Source organism: Aminobacter anthyllidis, assembly GCF_018555685.1.
GTDB lineage: Bacteria > Pseudomonadota > Alphaproteobacteria > Rhizobiales > Rhizobiaceae > Aminobacter > Aminobacter anthyllidis.
This window is the reverse complement of the sequence record NZ_JAFLWW010000016.1, coordinates 39,577-57,829: the sequence shown is the minus strand read 5'-3', so window position 1 is coordinate 57,829 and position 18,253 is coordinate 39,577. Positions and strand designations below refer to the sequence as shown.

General features: G+C 58.9%; 14 protein-coding genes and 2 pseudogenes. 6 read left to right on the top strand and 10 right to left on the bottom strand.

Translation table 11 applies throughout. The features are described 5' to 3' along the window. Nucleotides 1-224: 224 nt before the first annotated feature. Both J1C56_RS31350 and J1C56_RS31345 read left to right on the top strand, forming a co-directional pair. A pseudogene (locus J1C56_RS31350) lies at nt 225-423 on the top strand (type IV secretory system conjugative DNA transfer family protein); the annotation flags it as partial. A 522-nt stretch (nt 424-945) separates the two neighbouring features. Continuing rightward, the gene (locus J1C56_RS31345; RefSeq protein ID WP_338001543.1) at nt 946-1,974 is read left to right on the top strand and encodes a type III secretion protein; all 1,029 of its coding nucleotides are present in this window, start codon (nt 946-948) and stop codon (nt 1,972-1,974) included. A 431-nt stretch (nt 1,975-2,405) separates the two neighbouring features. Here J1C56_RS31345 and J1C56_RS31340 read toward each other — a convergent pair whose 3' ends face one another. The 7 genes from J1C56_RS31340 to J1C56_RS31310 form a co-directional block, all read right to left on the bottom strand. Continuing rightward, entirely contained in the window at nt 2,406-3,104 is a 699-nt protein-coding gene (locus J1C56_RS31340) for a glycoside hydrolase domain-containing protein (RefSeq protein WP_214393821.1), read from the bottom strand. Between the two features lie 117 nt (nt 3,105-3,221). Continuing rightward, nucleotides 3,222-3,794 (bottom strand): glutamate acetyltransferase, encoded by a 573-nt coding sequence (locus J1C56_RS31335; RefSeq protein WP_214393820.1) that lies wholly within the window; start codon nt 3,792-3,794, stop codon nt 3,222-3,224. A 137-nt stretch (nt 3,795-3,931) separates the two neighbouring features. After that, on the bottom strand, nt 3,932-4,807 hold the full coding sequence (locus J1C56_RS31330; protein ID WP_214393819.1) for a hypothetical protein: 876 nt from the start codon (nt 4,805-4,807) through the stop codon (nt 3,932-3,934). Nucleotides 4,808-4,939: 132 nt separating this feature from the next. Further along, nucleotides 4,940-5,773, bottom strand: a complete 834-nt coding sequence (locus J1C56_RS31325; protein WP_338001542.1) for a helix-turn-helix domain-containing protein — start codon at nt 5,771-5,773, stop codon at nt 4,940-4,942. Between the two features lie 132 nt (nt 5,774-5,905). Further along, entirely contained in the window at nt 5,906-6,859 is a 954-nt protein-coding gene (locus J1C56_RS31320) for a LysR family transcriptional regulator (protein ID WP_246592227.1), read from the bottom strand. A gap of 467 nt (nt 6,860-7,326) precedes the next feature. After that, complete coding sequence (locus J1C56_RS31315) at nt 7,327-8,754, bottom strand: alpha,alpha-trehalose-phosphate synthase (UDP-forming) (protein ID WP_246592224.1); 1,428 nt, start codon at nt 8,752-8,754, stop codon at nt 7,327-7,329. Nucleotides 8,755-8,772: 18 nt separating this feature from the next. Then, nucleotides 8,773-9,063: a hypothetical protein gene (locus tag J1C56_RS31310; protein ID WP_214393844.1), complete on the bottom strand. Its 291-nt coding sequence runs from the start codon at nt 9,061-9,063 to the stop codon at nt 8,773-8,775. 160 nt (nt 9,064-9,223) lie between these two features. Here J1C56_RS31310 and J1C56_RS31305 point away from each other — a divergent pair, with 160 nt between their 5' ends. The 3 genes from J1C56_RS31305 to J1C56_RS31300 all read left to right on the top strand — a co-directional run bounded on the left by J1C56_RS31305 (nt 9,224) and on the right by J1C56_RS31300 (nt 12,639). Further along, nucleotides 9,224-9,394, top strand: coding sequence for a Tn3 family transposase (locus J1C56_RS31305; protein ID WP_420797451.1), 171 nt, complete (start codon nt 9,224-9,226; stop codon nt 9,392-9,394). A gap of 1,992 nt (nt 9,395-11,386) precedes the next feature. After that, a complete protein-coding gene (locus J1C56_RS33230; RefSeq protein WP_244748469.1) occupies nt 11,387-11,578 on the top strand; it encodes a hypothetical protein in 192 nt (63 codons plus the stop codon). A 599-nt stretch (nt 11,579-12,177) separates the two neighbouring features. After that, nucleotides 12,178-12,639, top strand: a complete 462-nt coding sequence (locus tag J1C56_RS31300; RefSeq protein WP_246592220.1) for a ProQ/FINO family protein — start codon at nt 12,178-12,180, stop codon at nt 12,637-12,639. 702 nt (nt 12,640-13,341) lie between these two features. Here J1C56_RS31300 and groL read toward each other — a convergent pair. Beyond that, nucleotides 13,342-14,997, bottom strand: a complete 1,656-nt coding sequence (gene groL / locus J1C56_RS31295) for a chaperonin GroEL (RefSeq protein ID WP_214393817.1) — start codon at nt 14,995-14,997, stop codon at nt 13,342-13,344. A gap of 65 nt (nt 14,998-15,062) precedes the next feature. Then, nucleotides 15,063-15,359: a co-chaperone GroES gene (locus J1C56_RS31290; RefSeq protein WP_214393816.1), complete on the bottom strand. Its 297-nt coding sequence runs from the start codon at nt 15,357-15,359 to the stop codon at nt 15,063-15,065. Between the two features lie 496 nt (nt 15,360-15,855). Between J1C56_RS31290 and J1C56_RS31285 the strand changes: the two genes are divergently transcribed. After that, nucleotides 15,856-16,119 carry a DNA -binding domain-containing protein gene (locus J1C56_RS31285; protein WP_214393815.1) on the top strand — a complete coding sequence of 88 codons (264 nt, stop codon included), beginning with the start codon at nt 15,856-15,858 and terminating at the stop codon, nt 16,117-16,119. 1,005 nt (nt 16,120-17,124) lie between these two features. Here J1C56_RS31285 and J1C56_RS31280 read toward each other — a convergent pair. Then, a pseudogene (locus J1C56_RS31280) lies at nt 17,125-18,121 on the bottom strand (DUF1173 domain-containing protein). Nucleotides 18,122-18,253: the final 132 nt, after the last annotated feature.

The following is an 18,253-nucleotide window of genomic DNA, read 5'->3' as shown; positions in this document are numbered from 1 at the left end:
GAGCAATGGATCGCGATAGCAAACGGACACGTGCAGCTGGAAGTTCATCCCGCGACGGGAGGAGGGCCGAGGAACGCCGTAACCACCTCGGCCTTCCAGACGGGCCATTGACCATGTTGCAGAACGGTTAGTAACGGCTAACCCGCGCGATACAGCAAGCGATCTCGGGAGCTTCAAATCCGCCGAGAGGCAACCGCGACGTGCAGTTCAGGACGTTGCACTTCTTTGTGCTCTATGAATTCAAGCACTTGGGTAAGCTGGAGGCGATCGAGACCGCAATTACGACCATCGCGGGCTACAAGGGTCGCTTCAGGCTCATCATCCAGAGCCTCTCGGCACTGATAAGGCGAGGCTGGCAAGCAGAATTTTCTCGGCAATACCGGCCTGCAAGTGTTCATGGCCACTGCCGATGACGAGACTCCGAATGGTCATGCCGCCAGATCCCACATTTTGATCGATGCCCGGTTAACGTTACGGTGCCCGTTTTCACAGCGTTAAGTTTACGGTGCCCGTCAGCTTGTCGTAAGCCAACCCGCCTAGCATGAGTCATCCAGATGACACTGACGGTTAAGCGCCCGTCTCGCGTATCCCGTCCCTCGGCGATCACAAACTCCACTACAGGTGAAACTCCACTACAGGTGAACGGCTATGGGAATTTGCATCTCCAAATCCTCCGGATCGACTCGACAGTCGCCGCGAGAATCCACGGCGTCGGGCTTTGAGAGCAGCATATCAGCGCTGAGGGTCTCCCTGGGCACGCCTGCCGACAGGTTGCGACGGGGCGGAGATGCGCCTCTGGAGCCACATCAGATCCAGCAGGCCGCCTATCATATGGGAGCGTGTGTCGTCGGTGACGATGTCACCAGCCCGATAAGACTCGCGACAGCGGGGCAAACAGTTCACGACGTCCGCCTGCTGCTCAAGCATGGCCGGGGAAACGTTAAGGTGGACGACATTCCCTCTCACGGCCACAACAGCATCGGATCGTCGGTTGCAATGATGGGAGCAGACGACAACATTAAGGTTGCAGTGGCCGTAGTCATGGGAGCGGCGTGCTGCAATCAGACCGCTCCCCTTTCCGCTATCGTCCACGCCCCACACATGGCGGCCGACGAGCGGAGTATGACCTCTAGTGCTTCCGTGTCAATGAAAGAGATAACCGACCAAGGTGATGAGATCCCAGTCAAGACGGGTCACATTTGGAACGAACTGCGGCGCGGAAGCCGCGACCCGAGGTCGACCGTGGTTATGGATGCCTGGGCCAACGGTCCCGCTGTTCGGTTGAAGGACAGCGCATGGAGCGGAGTGCCGGTCAAGGAAGGTCATTGGTCGATGGACAAAAGCACCGCCGAATTCCTGAAAAACCGTGTTGAGGGGTTGATTCCGTTCGCGCATCCGGACACAAATGAACAAACTGCCAACGATTTGCGCCGGAAGCAAAACGCACCCGTATCGTGGAAGAAATATGCAGAAGTACAGGTGATCTCACCCGAGTTCGCCGATAGTGTACGCAACGCATTGTCCCGTATTCCTGAAGGCCAACAAAGGGAAATCGCATCACTGATGATTCAGGAAGCCTACGGAATGGATCCTTCCTCGCGCACGCACCAGGACGCAGTGGAATCAGTTCTGGTGGCCGCCAACCAACTGGACTCGCTGCCCCGGCCTCCTGTCGAGCCGCCGGAATTGGCGGCGTATCACCAGTTCGACGCAAATCAACAGGTCCAAGCTCACGCAGTTCCCGGCATGCAAGATATCTTGCCGCACATGCCTCCGCCGCAGCATGCATGGAATGCCAATCTGGACGGCCACATAGCAGGTCTTCAAGCTGAAGTCCGTGCGACAGGTGCGCAAATCTCCTATGAACAGCTGCGGCGGGGTGGTCAAGTCGGGCAGTCCATAAGCCACGCCTACAATCACGCCCGCGAGGATCTAATGGCTGCCTCCAGAAGCAGAGATCGCTCCGGCCGTTGAGGTCTCGGCCATGGTAAGTGACGCCTTCTCCCCGAATTCCGTTCACAGCGTTGCCGTTTCCAATGCGCTCGCCGTTGATGTACCTGCCTTAGGGTAACTTTCAGAAACACGTCTGCCGGGTGGTGCGACCAAGCATCACACCACCCGCTCCGGCATCGATCTGTCGAGCGGCGACATCGCACGACGTCGGCGTGGTACTGGTGCCCAATGTCGGCCGCCGGTTGGGCGTGGGTGGACGGCGCTGCAGGTACTTCCGGGGATGATGATGGCGGCCGCACCGCTCGATTGTAGCGGGGCGAGCGCGTGGAGAGACGATTTGCGAGATACCGCGAACAACCTTACACTCGCCGTTGGCGTCGGAGACCTCTACGAACATAAACGCGACAACGTTTTCAGCTTGCCGCGCCTACGAGCCGGAGTCCCTCGCCATCCTAGGCCAGCGAGCCTTCGCCCGACTCATCAACTTGGAAGGCCCCGATCTCCCTCCGAGGAACCCGAACGATATTGCGGTCATAGCCCACCCCAGAGGAGCCATGGGCAACCTCTGGAGGTACCTGCCGCATCGACCATCGGTTGGAATAAAAGAACTGCTCGGTTCCAAGAAACAGTGGCGACATAGATATCCATGGAACCGTGATCAGTCCCTCCGCCAATAATTTTGAGAGCACGGCACCGCTACCATACGCGCCGACTACGAAAGTGCCGTTGATCTCCTCTTTAATCGCGTGGAAGTAGGCGAGGATAGGGCCATCGATCTGCGTAGCCGGATAGTCCAAATCGACGGCGAAAAAAATCGTACTGCCTCTATCTTTCGGCTGGCCGACGCGCTTTGCGAACCCCATAGCACTCCTTGCATTTGCAGTACCGATCGAGCTCGAGAAATTGGAAATATGGCGGCTGCTGTCCTGGAAAATCGGTAGAATTCCGAAACCGTGCCCAGATAGTAGTTTGGCCTCCACTGGTGTGATGGTTTTTGGCCTCGCGGAACTCGCGTAATACCGAATGACCGTGGTCACCCCCGATCTTCGCAAGAAAGTGAGAAATTTCCGGCCTGGCGCATTGTTGAGACGGACGCTGACATCCGCTGCGGACCATCCGTCCGCCTTCGCGAAGTCTTCATGATAGGGCATGGGCTTTCCCGCTACAAAGCGCACCACCGACTTCGCTCCGCTGACGAAATCTGCGGTATTCACATATTCAACGAGCGTGCTGCTCCTTCTGGCTGAATGTAACGTCTGGCATACGGATCAGGGCAAGACGCGCAGGTAGTAAGGTGAGTCGCTCGGCGGGCCGAAGCGGCCGAAAACCTGCAAGATAGTGGACAGCGTATCCTTGTTTGACAGATTCAGGCACGCCTTCAGCAATGTTGAGGTGACGGCGAAACTGCCAGGGCTTCCACCATCGAAAACGGCAAGGCAGGTTAAAGATAAATAGATTTTCGCGGAGTCGGATTGATCCAGGATGAAGCAATTGAATGCAGTCGGTTCGCCGTATCTGCTCAGATAGACACTGATGGGCTTCGCCAGATCGACGCCTGCTTTGTCGCCGTCGACAGCATCGGCGCAAATTGACGCGAGGGTACTTGGCAAATCCGCAACGGCCATCGTGCGGTTCAGGGTCGTCGAAGCCGTGGCGGCCTCCACCTGGTTCGGCACCATTTGCATGGCATTCTGCCACATACTAGGATCCAAGTTCAGAATTGAGCCTTCGGACAGTTTCCGGATCAAGCCTGAGCAAATCCTCTCCGCTTCGAGGGGGCCGCTGCTCTGGACGCCGATTACCAGGAAGAGGCCCGCAGTTGTTTCTGCGATCGAGTTCATAGTTGGTTTCTTATAGAAGCAGGGCCGGAGTTCGTCGGCACCGCTGTCAGCCGGACCTGATCTATGACGCCGGCGAGGTTTCTTCGAATGGACACCGTGGGTTGGTGCGCTGCTGCTTTCGAGACCAATCATGAGGATCAGACCTGGGGCGTGATGTCTTGTTGTGGGGTCGAGCCGCCGTTAAAGAAGTTCTTGGCATTCATAAACTGCTCGGTCGCGTTCTTATTCACGATCTCCTGGAAGTTTTTGTAATCGGGGCCGCCGTTGCGGATCCGGCGAGTCTGAACGATATTGGTGACCTCGTTATAACTTATGTCGACGTTGACGTATCGTGTCGACGCACAAGAAGATTTCAGATCAAGGAAGTACTCATTGAACTTGACTTCTCGCAAAACAATTGCTCCGTAGTCGTAATATCCGCCTGCCCCGTTATCGAGAAGGTAGTTTTGGTAGGTGCATGTCAGAGCCTTGTACTGCTGCGATTTGCTGTTGGCACTGAAGGTCAGGTTGCCCATCTCAGTGAGGAAGGACTCGAAATCCGTTAGCAGAGACGCCCCGTCAGTGACGATCGCCTTCGCGATCAAGGAGAGGAACGTGGCTGAGACGGAGGTGCCAGCAAACTTGTTTGAGTAACCTTTCTGTTTTTGCCCTCCCATCGAAAGGTCGGGAATGTTGCCCACAACGTTCGTCCAGGTGTTGATGTCAAGTTTTTCTGCATCAACCTTAGGATAATGGGTATGCATGTAGTCGTGAATGAGTCCTCCTATAGCCAGAAGGTTGTCCTGATTTTCTTTCATGATGCCGCTGTACGCCGGGTCATCGGGTTTCTGACCAATGAGGTGAAACTGTACTGTTCCTTGATCGTTGGCGATCGTGTCGTCACCGGGGCGCGCAGCACCTGGCTGGGCCAAAAGAAGGGACTTGGCGCCGAAAAACGTGCTCGCCGCCTCATAGTTCTTGTCCGAATAGCTCTGTTCATGCCCTTGAAAATGCGCTGCGACCGCGTTCAACATGCTTATCTTCCTTTTCTGAGCGTTGCTGTAAAAGCCGCAAAGTGCCTGGAGCGGGTAAACGCTTGAGTATCAGGTAATCTTTGCGTGTCTTCACTGGCTGTATACCAGTTTGTTTCGATCCCCACCTTTGCGTCAGGCAGACCTTTCTCTGCGCGCCGCCATTTTGCGATAGCGCAGCGGCGAGAGCCCATGGATCGCCTTGAACGCCGTGGAGAAATTGTTGCTGTTTTCGTAGCCTAAGGATTCAGCGACCTCGGCCACGCTTTCATGCCCGCTTCGCAAGCGGGCGGCAGCCTCCATCATCCGATAGTGCCGTAGCCAGGTCATAGGCCCGCAGCCAAAGGCAGCCTCGAAGCGGTTGACGAGCGTTGTCTTGTTAGTCCCGGCTATGCGCGCCAGTTCGCTGAGGGCGATCTGCTGATCGACTCGCTGTGCCAGCAGATCGCACGCCTTCTGAACGAGGGGGTCGGCTGAGAAGAATAGCGGTGCAGAACGCCGCGCGATCTGGGCGACGCAGGCGATCAGTCTGCTTACAACTTCCTGCTCGATCAGTGGCCACAACAGGTAATCGGAATACCCGTCGGAGAAAACCGCCTCTCGGTCCAGCCTGTCTTCGGAAACCAGGGCTAGTTGCACCAGCCCGGAAGAGAGCTTCGCATGACCGTACCCATGTTGCTCCGGTTCGCGGCAATCGATGATGACGATTTGCGCGCAGTGCCCCAACCGCAACAAACGGTGCTCAAGGATATCGATCTGCCGCGCTTCGTTGGGCAGATTGCCGAAGATCCGAGAACTCGCAATTTGTGCCAAACACTTACCTGCCAAAGGGTCCGGGCCAAGATACGCGGCCAGAATCGATGCATGCACCACACCCTGCCTGCGAAGGCCTTGACGCGGCCGAACGGCGGTCGAAGAAGGAGGGTCTTGGGTTGTGTAGTTGGCTGTAAGTGTGAATACCTTCTTCACAGCAGATGCTCGCTCGAAGTCAGCGCGCGTCGGTTTCACTGAGTTGGGACAGCGGAACCAGCATCACGTCCGATGGACGAGGGGGGTAATCAACTGGCTCCGTCCTGAAGATAGTGCCAGACCTCGATCGCATCACGCTTCTTCCCTTGGCGAAGCATCAGCCGTTTGCCCTCTCATTGTCGATGGACGCGCCAACTCTGTTCCCGCCGCCGCTGCGGCGGCAATCTTGTGGCGCAGCCAGTGATGTTCTGGGTCGCGATGGCAACGCTCGTGCCAAACCAGCCCAACCTCGTAAGGCGATAGTTCCACCGGCGGATCGACAATCGCCAGGGGGAGCAAGGCGGCGATCCGTGTCGCGACGCGGTGTGGTACAATCAGCACCAGATCAGTCGCCGCGATGGCTACAGCGGCCGTCAGGAGGTTGGAAACCAGCACCGGATCGCGATCTCGGAGGTGTAAATTTGCCAGATCGTCATGCACCCGTCCGAAGCCGCCCTTAGAATCCGAGTCAACGGCAGCGTGGCGCAGGGCAGCGAAGGCCTCGATCGTCCATTCCTGCGCCAGGGCTGGGTGGTCGCAACGTAGCAGGCAGGCGAAGCGATCAGTATAGAGCCTGCGCCGAAAGAAGCCCGGTGGCGTGCCACCGGTCTGCCCAACGGCCAGATCGATCTCACCTTGTTCAAGCCGCCGGAGCGCGCCAGTTAGAAACGAGCCGGTGACGATGTCGAGATTAGGCGCGTGCTCGCGCAGCAGGGGTAGGAGAGGCGGCAGCAAGATCAGGGCTTGGTGGTCGGGTATCGCCATTATTGTCTTTGATCGCCATTCCCCCTGGCGGTTCACGATCCCGCGGAGCGCATCCAACACCGGCGGCAGCATTCGGGCCAACCGTTCGGCCTGCGGCGTCGGGACCAAGCCGCTCGAGCCGCGAACCAAGAGGTCGTCATTGAAAATGCCGCGCAGCCTTCTCAACGCTCGGCTCATCGACGGTTGGCTCAAGCGCACGTGCCGAGCCGCATGCGTGACGTTGCGGTGCTCCAGCAGCGCCTCAAGAGACACCAGTAAATTCAGGTCAATGGATGCCAACATTTGCTGTGGCCGTGGGGCGCGAGCGCCCTCGACTATCGGTCGTGGCCGCTCACGCGTGTTTGAAGAAAGCTGCCGACTGCAAGAGAGCTCACCCATGTCTTTTTCCTCTTGTTTTAATGTGGAATGTGCTCATGCTACGTCTTGAGATCTGGCGTGCGGTGTAGGTCGATGCTGCTTAGCCCATCAGCAATGTCGCCAACCTGGTGGTCGACATATTCAATACACGGGGTCTCGTCAGCGAAGCGATGACAGTCGAATACTCGACGGACCCGGGGACGAGAGCCCTCTTGCGCGGATCGGCCAAACTAGTTTGATGTGTGACCGCAGCCGCGAGTTCTTCGCTCCCGTGCCAGCATAATCGGCTACAACCCAACTGGGTAGTTGGCCTGCGGTCATCGCCATCCACCACAGCACATTAACCACGCCTCGGCGAGGCCGGGATGCTGCCCTGATTCAATTGGTCGCGATCAGCCTCGTGCTGGCGAGTCCGCCGCCTCGAGCTTGGCGATAAAGCCGTCGCACCATCGATAGACATCATGCCCGATGAGACTGTGCTTCATTGCCTTCCAACGGTCTTTCCGTTCGTCTGGCGACATGCGAAATGCCTGTTCCGTGGAGGCCGCCACAGCCTCTGGGTCATAGGGATTGACAAGCACCGCTCCCTCCAATTCGCCAGCGGCGCCGGCAAATTGCGAGAGCACGAGGACGCCCGGATTGCTTGGGTCTTGCGCAGCCACGTATTCCTTCGCCACCAGATTCATGCCGTCGCGGAGCGGCGTCACCAGACCAACGCGTGCCAGTCGGTAGAGGCCGGCCAGTTGCAGCGGGCCATGGGACCGATTGGTGTAGTGTACTGGTACCCAATCGATGGTTCCAAGTTCCCCATTGACACTTCCCACCAGTTCGGCGATGTGCTTTTGCAGCGCCAGATAGGCCGGTATTTCCCCCCGGGATTTCGGGGTAATCTGCAGCAGTAGCGTCTTGCGGACGCGATGGCTGTTACGATCAAGGAAGTGGCGAAACGCCACGATGCGCTGATCGATGCCCTTGGAATAATCCAATCGGTCGACACCAATGGCGACGTCACAGCCAGCAGTCCTCTTGTAAACTTCCTGCAGATCCCCGTCGCGCGTCGCTAGCTCTGCGAGGCTCTCGAACTTGGCCGTGTCGATACCGATTGGAAAAACCCCGCAGCGAAACTCCCGCCCTTTGACCAGGCAGCTACGGTCTTTCATGAGACGCCCTAAGTTTCGGCGGCGTAGACATTCGGCGAAGTTGTCAAGATCGTCGTCGGTTTGAAAGCCGACAAGGTCATAGAACGAAACCGCTTCCAGTAATTCTTCGCAGAGCGGCACGGTGGCGAGGATGTCCGCCGGCGGCCATGGTATGTGCAGGAAAAAGCCGATCCGGTTGCGGCAGCCGCGTTCGCGCAGTTCTTTCCCTAGAGGGATCAGGTGATAATCCTGCACCCATATGACGTCGTCCTCGCGGTGGAGCGGCATCAAAGACTCTGCGAAGAGTCGGTTGACGCGGTAGTATCCTGACTTTCTAGCGTCGTTGTATTCGGCGAGGTCGACACGGCAGTGGAAGACCGGCCAAAGAACCCTGTTGGCGAAGCCGTAGTAATATTCGTCCAGATCCTTCTGCGAGAGATCCGCAAGGGCATAGGTGATGCCGTTGGCCTCCTGCATGGTCGGTGACACCTGGTTCTTCTCGGTTTTCACCTTCCCCGACCAGCCCATCCAAAGCCCGCCTCGTTGCTGGAGCGCGGCGTTCAGCGCAATGGCCATCCCGCCCGGGGGCAGTGACCCGTGCTCGTCGGGCAACGCAACCCTGTTGGAGACAATGACCAGTCTGCCGTCTCCACCGTCCCCAACACTCATAATGTTTTTCATGGTCACTCCTGTTGCCTGTCAGCTTTTGGCTTCGATCTCAGCCAAGTTAGTGACGGTCATCAGGTGGGACAATCTCATTAGGCGTATGGTAGAATAGCGCACGCAAATAGGCACTAAGCGGGACAGGAACTGAGCTCGCAAAGCTTCGGTTTTTGGATCATGTTTCTCCCGGCTCGCGATGAGCGCATCAACCTCCCAATTTTCCCAGACCTTTGTCACCACCTCTACGAATTCGCCCGCGCTCTTGTAACCGTCGGCGTGGGTTGGGTGTCGGTCAAAGCCGAAATTCAACGCCGCGACCCCGACCATTTGGCCAGACACGCTTTCATTGGCTGCGATCGGCGGCGGATGCGCCTGGTGCCTCAAACCTGGCCGGCTGACCGAACGGATTGCCTTCCTGCGCAAGCTGGAAATCGACCTTCATCTGGCGGGCATCGATCAACACCGGTGCGGTTGTGCCCTCGATGATTTGAAGAAGCTCTCGGCATCACCGAAAGGAAAGCCAACTGGGCAAACTCTTCGGGAACTCGGCCGCGTCGAGCGGTCGCTCTCCATGATCGAATGCTATTCGAGTCCCGCATTGCGCCGGCGATCTCAGGCCCGGTCGTCCTTGATGGCGCTCAGAGCAACGGCTATGTGAAACGCGGTCGCAAACCCGGCAGGCCGCCGGTTCCACCCGGCCTGAGCAAGCACCCACTCAGGCGTCCCTACCGGAAGTCGGGCGCGCCGTTCGCGGACGTCGATCTGCGGCTGACGGAGAGTGACAAGAATCCTATCGCTGACCTCGTCACGATGCTTAGCGATCCCGCTGCGGCCGGCCCCGGCCAACGAAGCTAGTTCATAGCGGCGGCTCTCTAAGCCGAGGGGTGCCTGACTGAACGGTACCTGGTCGGGCTGGCAATCCCGACCAGGTGACGCCCGATCGGGCTCTCTCGTTGTGGCCGTCCCCACGGCCATGCAACATTTCTACTTTGCTGGCGCCCGACACATCGGCCGAGCGCTAGCCGCCCTGCGTCGAACTGCGCCTGGTCAATCAAGAACAGCGCGGAAGCGGTTACAGGGGGGCATGTCGCGATGCGTTCGTTCGCAGATAGTGCAGTGTTCTGCAAGTCAGCAGCTCCTATGTCGAGATGGCAGCGCCTCGCGGTAGCGCGGGTTCTGCGGGCCGCATCGACCGCCGCGCCTCGCCAGATCGAGCGGCGTAGCCTCCAACATTGGGTTCGCGGTACCGCAGTCCTAGCCAGCGAAGGTCGTGTTCGTCATCCCCGCGGTTCGCGTGCATCCGCCGCTGGCCCATCTAATGCGCCTCGCCCCCGCGGACAGCAAACAGCGAAGCCGCCATGGCCGCGAAAATCTCGCAATGTCAGCTTGATTCTAGGTCCCACCCTCCACTTTTGCGAGGTGATCCGTGCAGGTGCCGGTGGATCATTTCTCACCGAGTTTCAGCCTTTGCTAGGGCCTCCTGCCCTCCCTGCCGCGCGTCACTCTACCCTGCTCGCATCGCTTCACCTCACGCGGGAAACAATGTCGTTACGGGCATCCTGTGCGGCAAATGGCACAGCGATAAGACAGAACGCAGAACGCCATAATGGCGTCCCCCAAGCAATGGGCCTCGAGGATGCGGAGGCTTCGGTCATCCATGAGTTCGATTCCTGCAAGCGGGCCGGCTCTTTAACCAGCCTTCCCTGGCCCTCACGCGCCGGCACTTTCGCCACGGTTACCTCCGGTGTGGAGAAGTTGTCATGTCGCAATCCGCTGTCGGTCAGGGACTGGCACACGGCCAACAAGGCGCGTTCCGGGCCTGACACCGTCAAGCTCGCAGGGCATTCCTAATCAAGTGGTTGCAGCTCCAGTCGGCTTTATGAAGTCGGTGACCGGCCTAAGAAGCTTCCTGATCCCCGCACTGCGACATTATTCCTGACCCGCTCAATTGGATCAGGCTACCCTAACAAAAAGACTCGGCACAATCTGGGTGCCGGGTCTTTAAGGTCACATGTGATTGGGTAGGTGATGTGACGCTTCTTGGCTACGCCCCGCATGATTAACGAGCCGTTAACTGCGCGGCATTCCTCAGCTTCTATTCGGCGAGAAGAGCGACCACATAGGTCTCTTGGCGCCGGGACTAACCCATATGTCCCGGATAATGTGCCGGCGTTATTGCGTTCATGGGTCACTGGATGACGATTTCGCTGTTTAGGGTGTCAGTCAAGAGGGCGCGCTGCATTTGCGTTCGCAAGCTGTCCCATCAGCGAGATGTAATGGCGGAATTTCCTATCTAGGAATCAATGCCCGACCGCACAAACGGGAGTCTGCTTCCGATTTGCTGCCGCCTTCGCCGCGATCTTCGCCATCCGGCTGATTGCCGCCGCAAGCCTGCGCGTGCCATGGCTCGACAGGTCAGAAACTCGGGACGGCTTATGGATGATGCTGGGGACACATTGGCAAGGCTTGTGGTAACCCTATTGCAGAGTCAACCGGGCCAGGGTGACGCAATCAGGGGCTCTCGCATACAACCGGTGTTTGGTTACTCCCGGATCATCTTCGATTTAAATCAAATACGTCTAAGGATATTGACGATTGCGCGACCCTCACCTCGTAGACGGCTAAGGCGGGCGGCAACTGAGAGGGTAAAATGACAAGCGATTTTTCCGCCGCGCGAGTGCATCTAGATCGAGCGTATCATTATCTGCGAGGTGATGACCCGATGAGCCGGAGGGGGCGCGAAGCCTTGGATTTGCTAATTGAGGCAGTTGCCGGCGAGGAGTTCAAGCAGCCGAGCCAAAACGCGGACGTGCTAATGTTTCCGATTGGGCGTCGCTTCTGAGGCGATCTCCAAGGTGGCAATCATGAACGCCCGTCAAGGCATGAGCCGAGTCGGCAATCGAATGGGAGTCCGAGGCCTATCGCTCACAAACTTCGGAATTTCGCTGCGCCTATTGTCATCGGCGGCAGCTATTCCGGAATGGCCGCCGCCCGGAAGTTCCGCCGCGCCCGCGCCAGGTTCCTGGTGATCGACGCCGGGTTGCGGCCGAACGCTTTTTCCAGCCATTTGCCTGCCTTCCTGTCCCAGGACGGCGTCGATCCGGCCGAGATCAGGAACGGTCGCCTGATTAGCTTTCGCGCTACGCGACGCCCTTGTACGACGGAACGGCCGAACGGGTCAGAGGAGCCGCGACGGTTTTGGGTCCTACTCGCTGACGGCCCTCCGCGGAGGGCCGTCGAGTCTTTTTCGCTGCCGGCGTTTGAGATGCGCTGCCAAGGGTCAATGAGCTGGCGGAGATATTGGGGAACAGCTTTTCACCGACCCTGCTGTATGGCTGTAACTTTCTCGGGACGGCTCGGCGTGATTGCTGCCGATCCTGCTCGGTCCACCAGGCACTTCGTGTGTCCGAATGAGACCCGCTGCTTTGCCCTGCGGGGCGAATGCCATTTTTCCAAATCATTGCATATATTCGTGCTAGGAAGGTCCGAATTGCAAACGAAAACAATGGGGCGAGGCTTATGATGTTGAGCTGTAGCCGAGGCAAATCGCCTGCACAGCTTTTCCGCTATCTATCGGCCAAGTGGCCTGCGGCGTTCAATCCGAAAGCGCCCAGGCCGCTCAAGATCGGCATCCATCATGACATTCGGGTGCTTGACGGCGAACTGTCTGATGATGAATTAAGGAGAGCCCTGCTGGCGTATACCAAGATGGCCAAATACTTGGCGAGACTGAATGCCGGCGCTCCACGGGTCAATCTCGATGGCAAGCCGGCCGGCGTGGTCTCGGAATGCGGACGCGGCGACCGCCAAGGCTTTGCTTTACGCCCGCAAGGACAAACAAAAGGGCAAGCAAACGCCGGAGCCAAGGGTAGAGCGCTCAAGCGCCACCCAAACCAAAACTGAAGCGAACCGCCGTCTTCAAGGCGAAGAATACGGCCGACAGCCCGACCGGCATAGTCGTTGAGACGAAGCGTCGCCGGTCATTCCGAAAACCGATGACTTGATCGCCGCTGAGCGATGGGTCGTGCCGACCGGGACAGCCCTCAGGGTCGGAGCACATGGCGCCCCGCGCCAATCCGAATTGCCGCGATCGCAATGGAGTTGCCGCATTCGCGCTGGCGAAACGGAGTGGTCGGTCAACCCTTCTTCGGGATGAACGAAGGCCGGATGCTATTCCGATGGTCGGTCTGGCCACCGCCGCGACCTCTATCGTTCGGGATGGCAGTTAGGTCGATGCCGGCCCAGATTGACTGTGGCCGCTTCACGAGCCCACGCTTCTGTTTGATCTCGACGGCAAGGGGCCGCTGCTGCCTCATGCTCTCGGCTACTTGGGGAGGTGCGAACATTATCTAGGCCGATTGCACGTTTTCGCCACCGCTCCCTCATACTCATGAAAGGGTTCGAATCGTTGATTGTCTTCGAAGCCCCGACGCCAGCGGCTCTCCGCCGTATCCGTGCCCGCGCTCGCTTCTAGTCCAGCTTTCACGACCAGCGCTACTACGGCCATACGGTCGGTGTACGCGCCGAACATTTCCGGCCGGATCCGACTTCAAGGAAAAGGGCGGCATCGCTGCCGCCCTCGAGATTGTTGAGGGTGCGTGGACCTTAGAAATCCATGCCGCCCATACCACCCATGCCGCCGCCAGCCATGCCGGCAGGCATGCCGCCGCCAGCCGCCTCCTTCTTCGGAGCCTCCGCGATCATGGCTTCGGTGGTGACGAGCAGGCCGGCGACCGAGGCCGCGTCCTGGAGAGCCGTGCGCACGACCTTGACCGGATCGACGATGCCCATGGCGATCATGTCGCCATACTCGCCGGTCTGGGCGTTGTAGCCGAAGGTCGCGCCCTTGTTTTCAAGGATCTTGCCGGCAACAATCGAGGCTTCCGCACCGGCGTTCGAGGCGATCTGGCGGGCCGGAGCCTGCAGCGCACGACGAACGATGTTGATGCCGGCGGCCTGGTCGGCATTGACGCCGGTGGCGTTGATGCTCAGCGAAGCGCGCAGCAGGGCGACGCCGCCGCCCGCGACAATGCCTTCTTCGACGGCCGCACGGGTCGCGTTGAGGGCGTCATCGACGCGGTCCTTCTTTTCCTTGACTTCGATCTCGGTCGCACCGCCGACGCGGATCACCGCAACGCCGCCGGCGAGCTTGGCCAGACGTTCCTGCAGCTTCTCCTTGTCGTAGTCCGAGGTGGTCTCTTCGATCTGCTGCTTGATCTGGGCGACGCGGCCCTGGATCTCGGCCTTCTTGCCGGCGCCGTCGACGATGGTGGTGTTCTCCTTGGAGATCGACACCTTCTTGGCGCGGCCGAGCATGTTGAGGCCGACGTTCTCGAGCTTGATGCCGAGGTCTTCCGAGATAACCTGGCCACCGGTGAGGATGGCGATGTCTTCCAGCATGGCCTTGCGGCGATCACCGAAGCCCGGCGCCTTGACGGCGGCGATCTTCAGGCCACCACGTAGCTTGTTGACGACCAGCGTAGCCAGAGCCTCGCCTTCGACGTCTTCCGAGATGATGAGCAGCGGCTTGGAGGTCTGCACGACGGCTTCGAGAACCGGCAGCATGGCCTGCAGGTTGGAGAGCTTCTTCTCGTGCAGGAGGATGTAGACGTCCTCGAGCTCGGCAACCATCTTGTCAGCGTTGGTGACGAAGTAGGGCGAGAGGTAGCCGCGGTCGAACTGCATGCCTTCGACGACTTCCAGCTCGGTTTCGGCGGTCTTGGCTTCCTCAACCGTGATGACGCCTTCGTTGCCGACCTTCTGCATCGCTTCGGCGATCATCTTGCCGACCGACTCGTCGCCATTGCCGGCGATGGTGCCGACCTGGGCAACCTCTTCCGAGGTCTTGATCTTCGTGGCGTTCTTGATCAGCGTCGAGACGACGTCCCTAACCGCGAGGTCGATGCCGCGCTTCAGGTCCATCGGGTTCATGCCGGCCGCAACCGCCTTGTGGCCTTCCTGGACGATCGACTGTGCCAGAACGGTCGCGGTCGTGGTGCCGTCGCCGGCGATGTCGTTGGTCTTCGACGCGACTTCGCGGATCATCTGCGCGCCCATGTTCTCGAACTTGTCGGAAAGTTCGATTTCCTTGGCGACGGTGACGCCGTCCTTGGTGATGCGCGGGGCGCCGAACGACTTGTCGATGACGACGTTGCGGCCCTTGGGGCCGAGCGTGACCTTCACCGCGTCGGCGAGGATGTTGATGCCGTGAAGCATGCGTTCGCGGGCATCACGGGAGAATTTTACGTCTTTGGCAGCCATGTTTAACTCCTGGGCATTTCGCCCGAAATTCAGATTGGATGGTGCGGATGAAGGGCGGCGGCGTGTCAGCCGATGATGCCCATGATGTCGGATTCCTTCATGATCAGAAGGTCTTCGCCATTGAGCGTGACTTCGGTGCCCGACCACTTGCCGAACAGGACGCGGTCGCCGGCCTTGACGTCCAGCGGGACGAGCTTGCCGGCTTCGTCGCGGGCGCCGGAACCGATGGCGGTTATCTCGCCTTCCTGCGGCTTTTCCTTAGCCGTATCGGGGATGATGATCCCGCCCGCGGTCTTGGATTCGGATTCGACCCGACGAACGGCCACGCGGTCATGAAGCGGCCGGAAATTCGACTTTGCCATTTTGGATATCCCTGGTGCGGAGGTTGAACGGTTCTTCGTTGCCGAAGCCTGGGTTAGCACTCGCCAGTGGGGAGTGCTAACGTGGCGGTGAGATAGGCTGTAGGTTCGTCCTGGTCAAGACGGATGAGCGGACGGCCGAAGAGCCAAAAGATTTGGAATCGGCCCGGAAGCCTGGCCCCATTGCGGCGCATCCCAATGCCTTAGCGCGTTTCGGCCGGCAGCTCTGGGCCGACTTTTGTGTCTTATTTGGAATGTGAAATTATGTGAAATTAACGGCCGAGCAGTCGGCCGGAATCGACGGCGAGCCGAACAGTCTTGAGCTTTTTGCAATTCATCCCTAACCTGGAGTTGCATCGCCCAAAGGAGCGTTTCTCGCTTCGAGCGGGCTGTTGCCGACGATGATCGGAATGTCGCCTTGAGGATGATATTCCCCTCGGTCCGGGTAGCCTGTCGAAGCGAAATCTTCGACCAGTTGTTCCCGGAGCCCGATATCGTGATGAAATACACAGACGTTGAACCAGGTCTTCAAGACGAGGTCCCTTGGTCGGAAAGCCTGACCGCCTACGACAAGCAGCACTTCAAGACTTACTTTAGGTTCCTGGACGCCTCCGCCGACGATGCCAGTTATGAGGAGATGGCGCAGGTCATCCTCGGCATCGATCCGGCGGAAGAGCCGGTGCGCGCGCGAAAAGCAGCGCGAAGCCATCTCGATCGGGCGAACTGGATGATGACCACCGGTTACAAGGAGTTGTTCGCGTAAATAAGGGTGAACGGGCGGCGACACACGCTGCTTGTTCAGACGTGATCACGGCCGTCCGCCACAAGAATGGCATGACATCCGGGCCTGCGGGATACGTCTATTCATTGTCAAACTCCGCTGCTCGTACAGGCAGAATGTTCGCTGCGCCGATGCGTCTGGCGTGGCCATGCAGGTCAGCGGCGGCCGCTCGTCATACCTGGCCGGCGCAGCTAAGGCGGAGAAGATGAAGCCGTGTTCTGAGGCTGTGCTCGGCTTCTTCTGTCATGAAATTCTCCGGTTGGCTTGAAGGCAGCAGGCGAAGCCTCGCGACATAGTAATGGTTGTGGCTGAAGGCAAGAAATGTCTCGGCAGCATAAGTATCGTCATAAACTATTACTAATACGCGTTCGCCCCGGAAATCGTTTCGGCTGCTAGGCGCCGGAACCGATATATGCAGCCATGCCGTCTTGAGCTTTTGTAATTCCGAAAGCAACGTGAAATGAGGTTTTGGGCAAACGCCCGGGCTCGCAAGCTTCAGTGCACCAAGATGATCAGGCCTCGTGGTCTACTGGCATGTCGTTGAGATGTCATCCTTGCTGACCTATATGCCGTTGTGCGTCGGGCGTTCTCCTCCCATTGCGTCCGGCGCGTTCCCCTCTGGAGGTTTTTGCCCTCTTGCTTGGCCGGGTGCTGCAAGCCCGGCCCTTTTCTTGCGCGCCAGAGGCGATGAAGCTCATCAGCGGCTACGAACACGGCGTGACCCGCCCAACTTGCGAACCGGAAGGGATCGCCTGCACGTCCGCACTGCAACCCGCTCTGTGGTCCAGGGCGGATACATCATTTGCCGGGAATATCCGCTCAGACGAGCGAATTGGATGATAATACCAGCGTACCTGAAATACCGGCCGCGAACGGTGCCTCATATGACGGGCCCACCGTCTTGCTGACCAGGCAAAGTCGGCATCTCACTATCGGCCGTCCGCCAGATCCAGGAATCGAACTCCGGTCGCGACGCGATCAGTTCGCTCAGCTATGTGCCATCGGAAGAAGGGGGACGATATAGAGGCCAACCGGCCGCGGCTGTGTCTGCAATATCGCCGTCGCGGTTGGCCTGTCCAATGGTAGATTGTAGCGCAGTCCTTTCATGCTTCGCTCCCTGGTCCTTGCAAGGGCGTCGACCAGCTTCTTTTCATAGGCGGACTCGTAAGGCACCCAATTCTCCGCCACGACCATGATGGCCATTTCCTCGATCACCGCCAGCCCCGCCGGGGTCAACCCGAAGGTGGCATCGCGACTAGATGCGATGCCTCATCCGCGCTCCAGAGTGCCATCTCGGTTTCAAAGCGGGTTTGAAGCCGACGATGAAGACTCTCATCCAACAGGAACACGAACCCCGGCATGTGCTTGACGATCAACTTGTGACCGCCCCGAGCCGGGCTGAACTCCTTGACCTCGCCGACCAGGATCATCAGCTTTCTGGGGCCGCTCTTCGGGGGCAGCGCAGGTGCAAGCGCCTGCCCGCGCCTTTGCTCGATCGCGATTTTATCGGCGGACCGGAACGGCTCGGGCACAAACAGGATTTCGCTCGGCGCTCGCCCTTGACCGTCATCTGGCCAGCGGCCTCGACGAGGTGCCAACGGATATTCCACCAATGCCGTTTGCCAGCCCATCGTGACGTCCAGACCGTCAGCTCCGCTTCGTGCCAGAGGTAATGGAGCAGGCCTCGCAGCGAGAGTTTCCTGGTGTCTCCGACCACGCTGTTCGAGCCTACGGCGCCAGCTGCCGGCACAGATCGCGTGCCGACCTTCGACAGCCGAAAGTCCAGCATCAGCGCGGCCATGCCGCTCTCGGAATCGACCTGGATAGCGCTGCCCATCAGCACGCCGAGGCCGGACAGTTCGTCGGGCGGCTCGTAAGAGGAACAGGACGGATCATGGCTGCCACCCGACAGCGGCATCCGCTTGACCATGTATTGGTCGCCAACCTGCGCAATATACATCGCCGGGCAGGGCTCTTTGCACAAGCAAAGCGGTCGCAGCTTTCTGCGGTATGCATCCGCAAGCGCAGCCTGTAGATCAGACGGCAATGCGAGGTTTCAGACTTGCTGACCAGGTGATCGAGGGGGCGGCCCTCCGTTGCTCCGGACGCCGCCGCA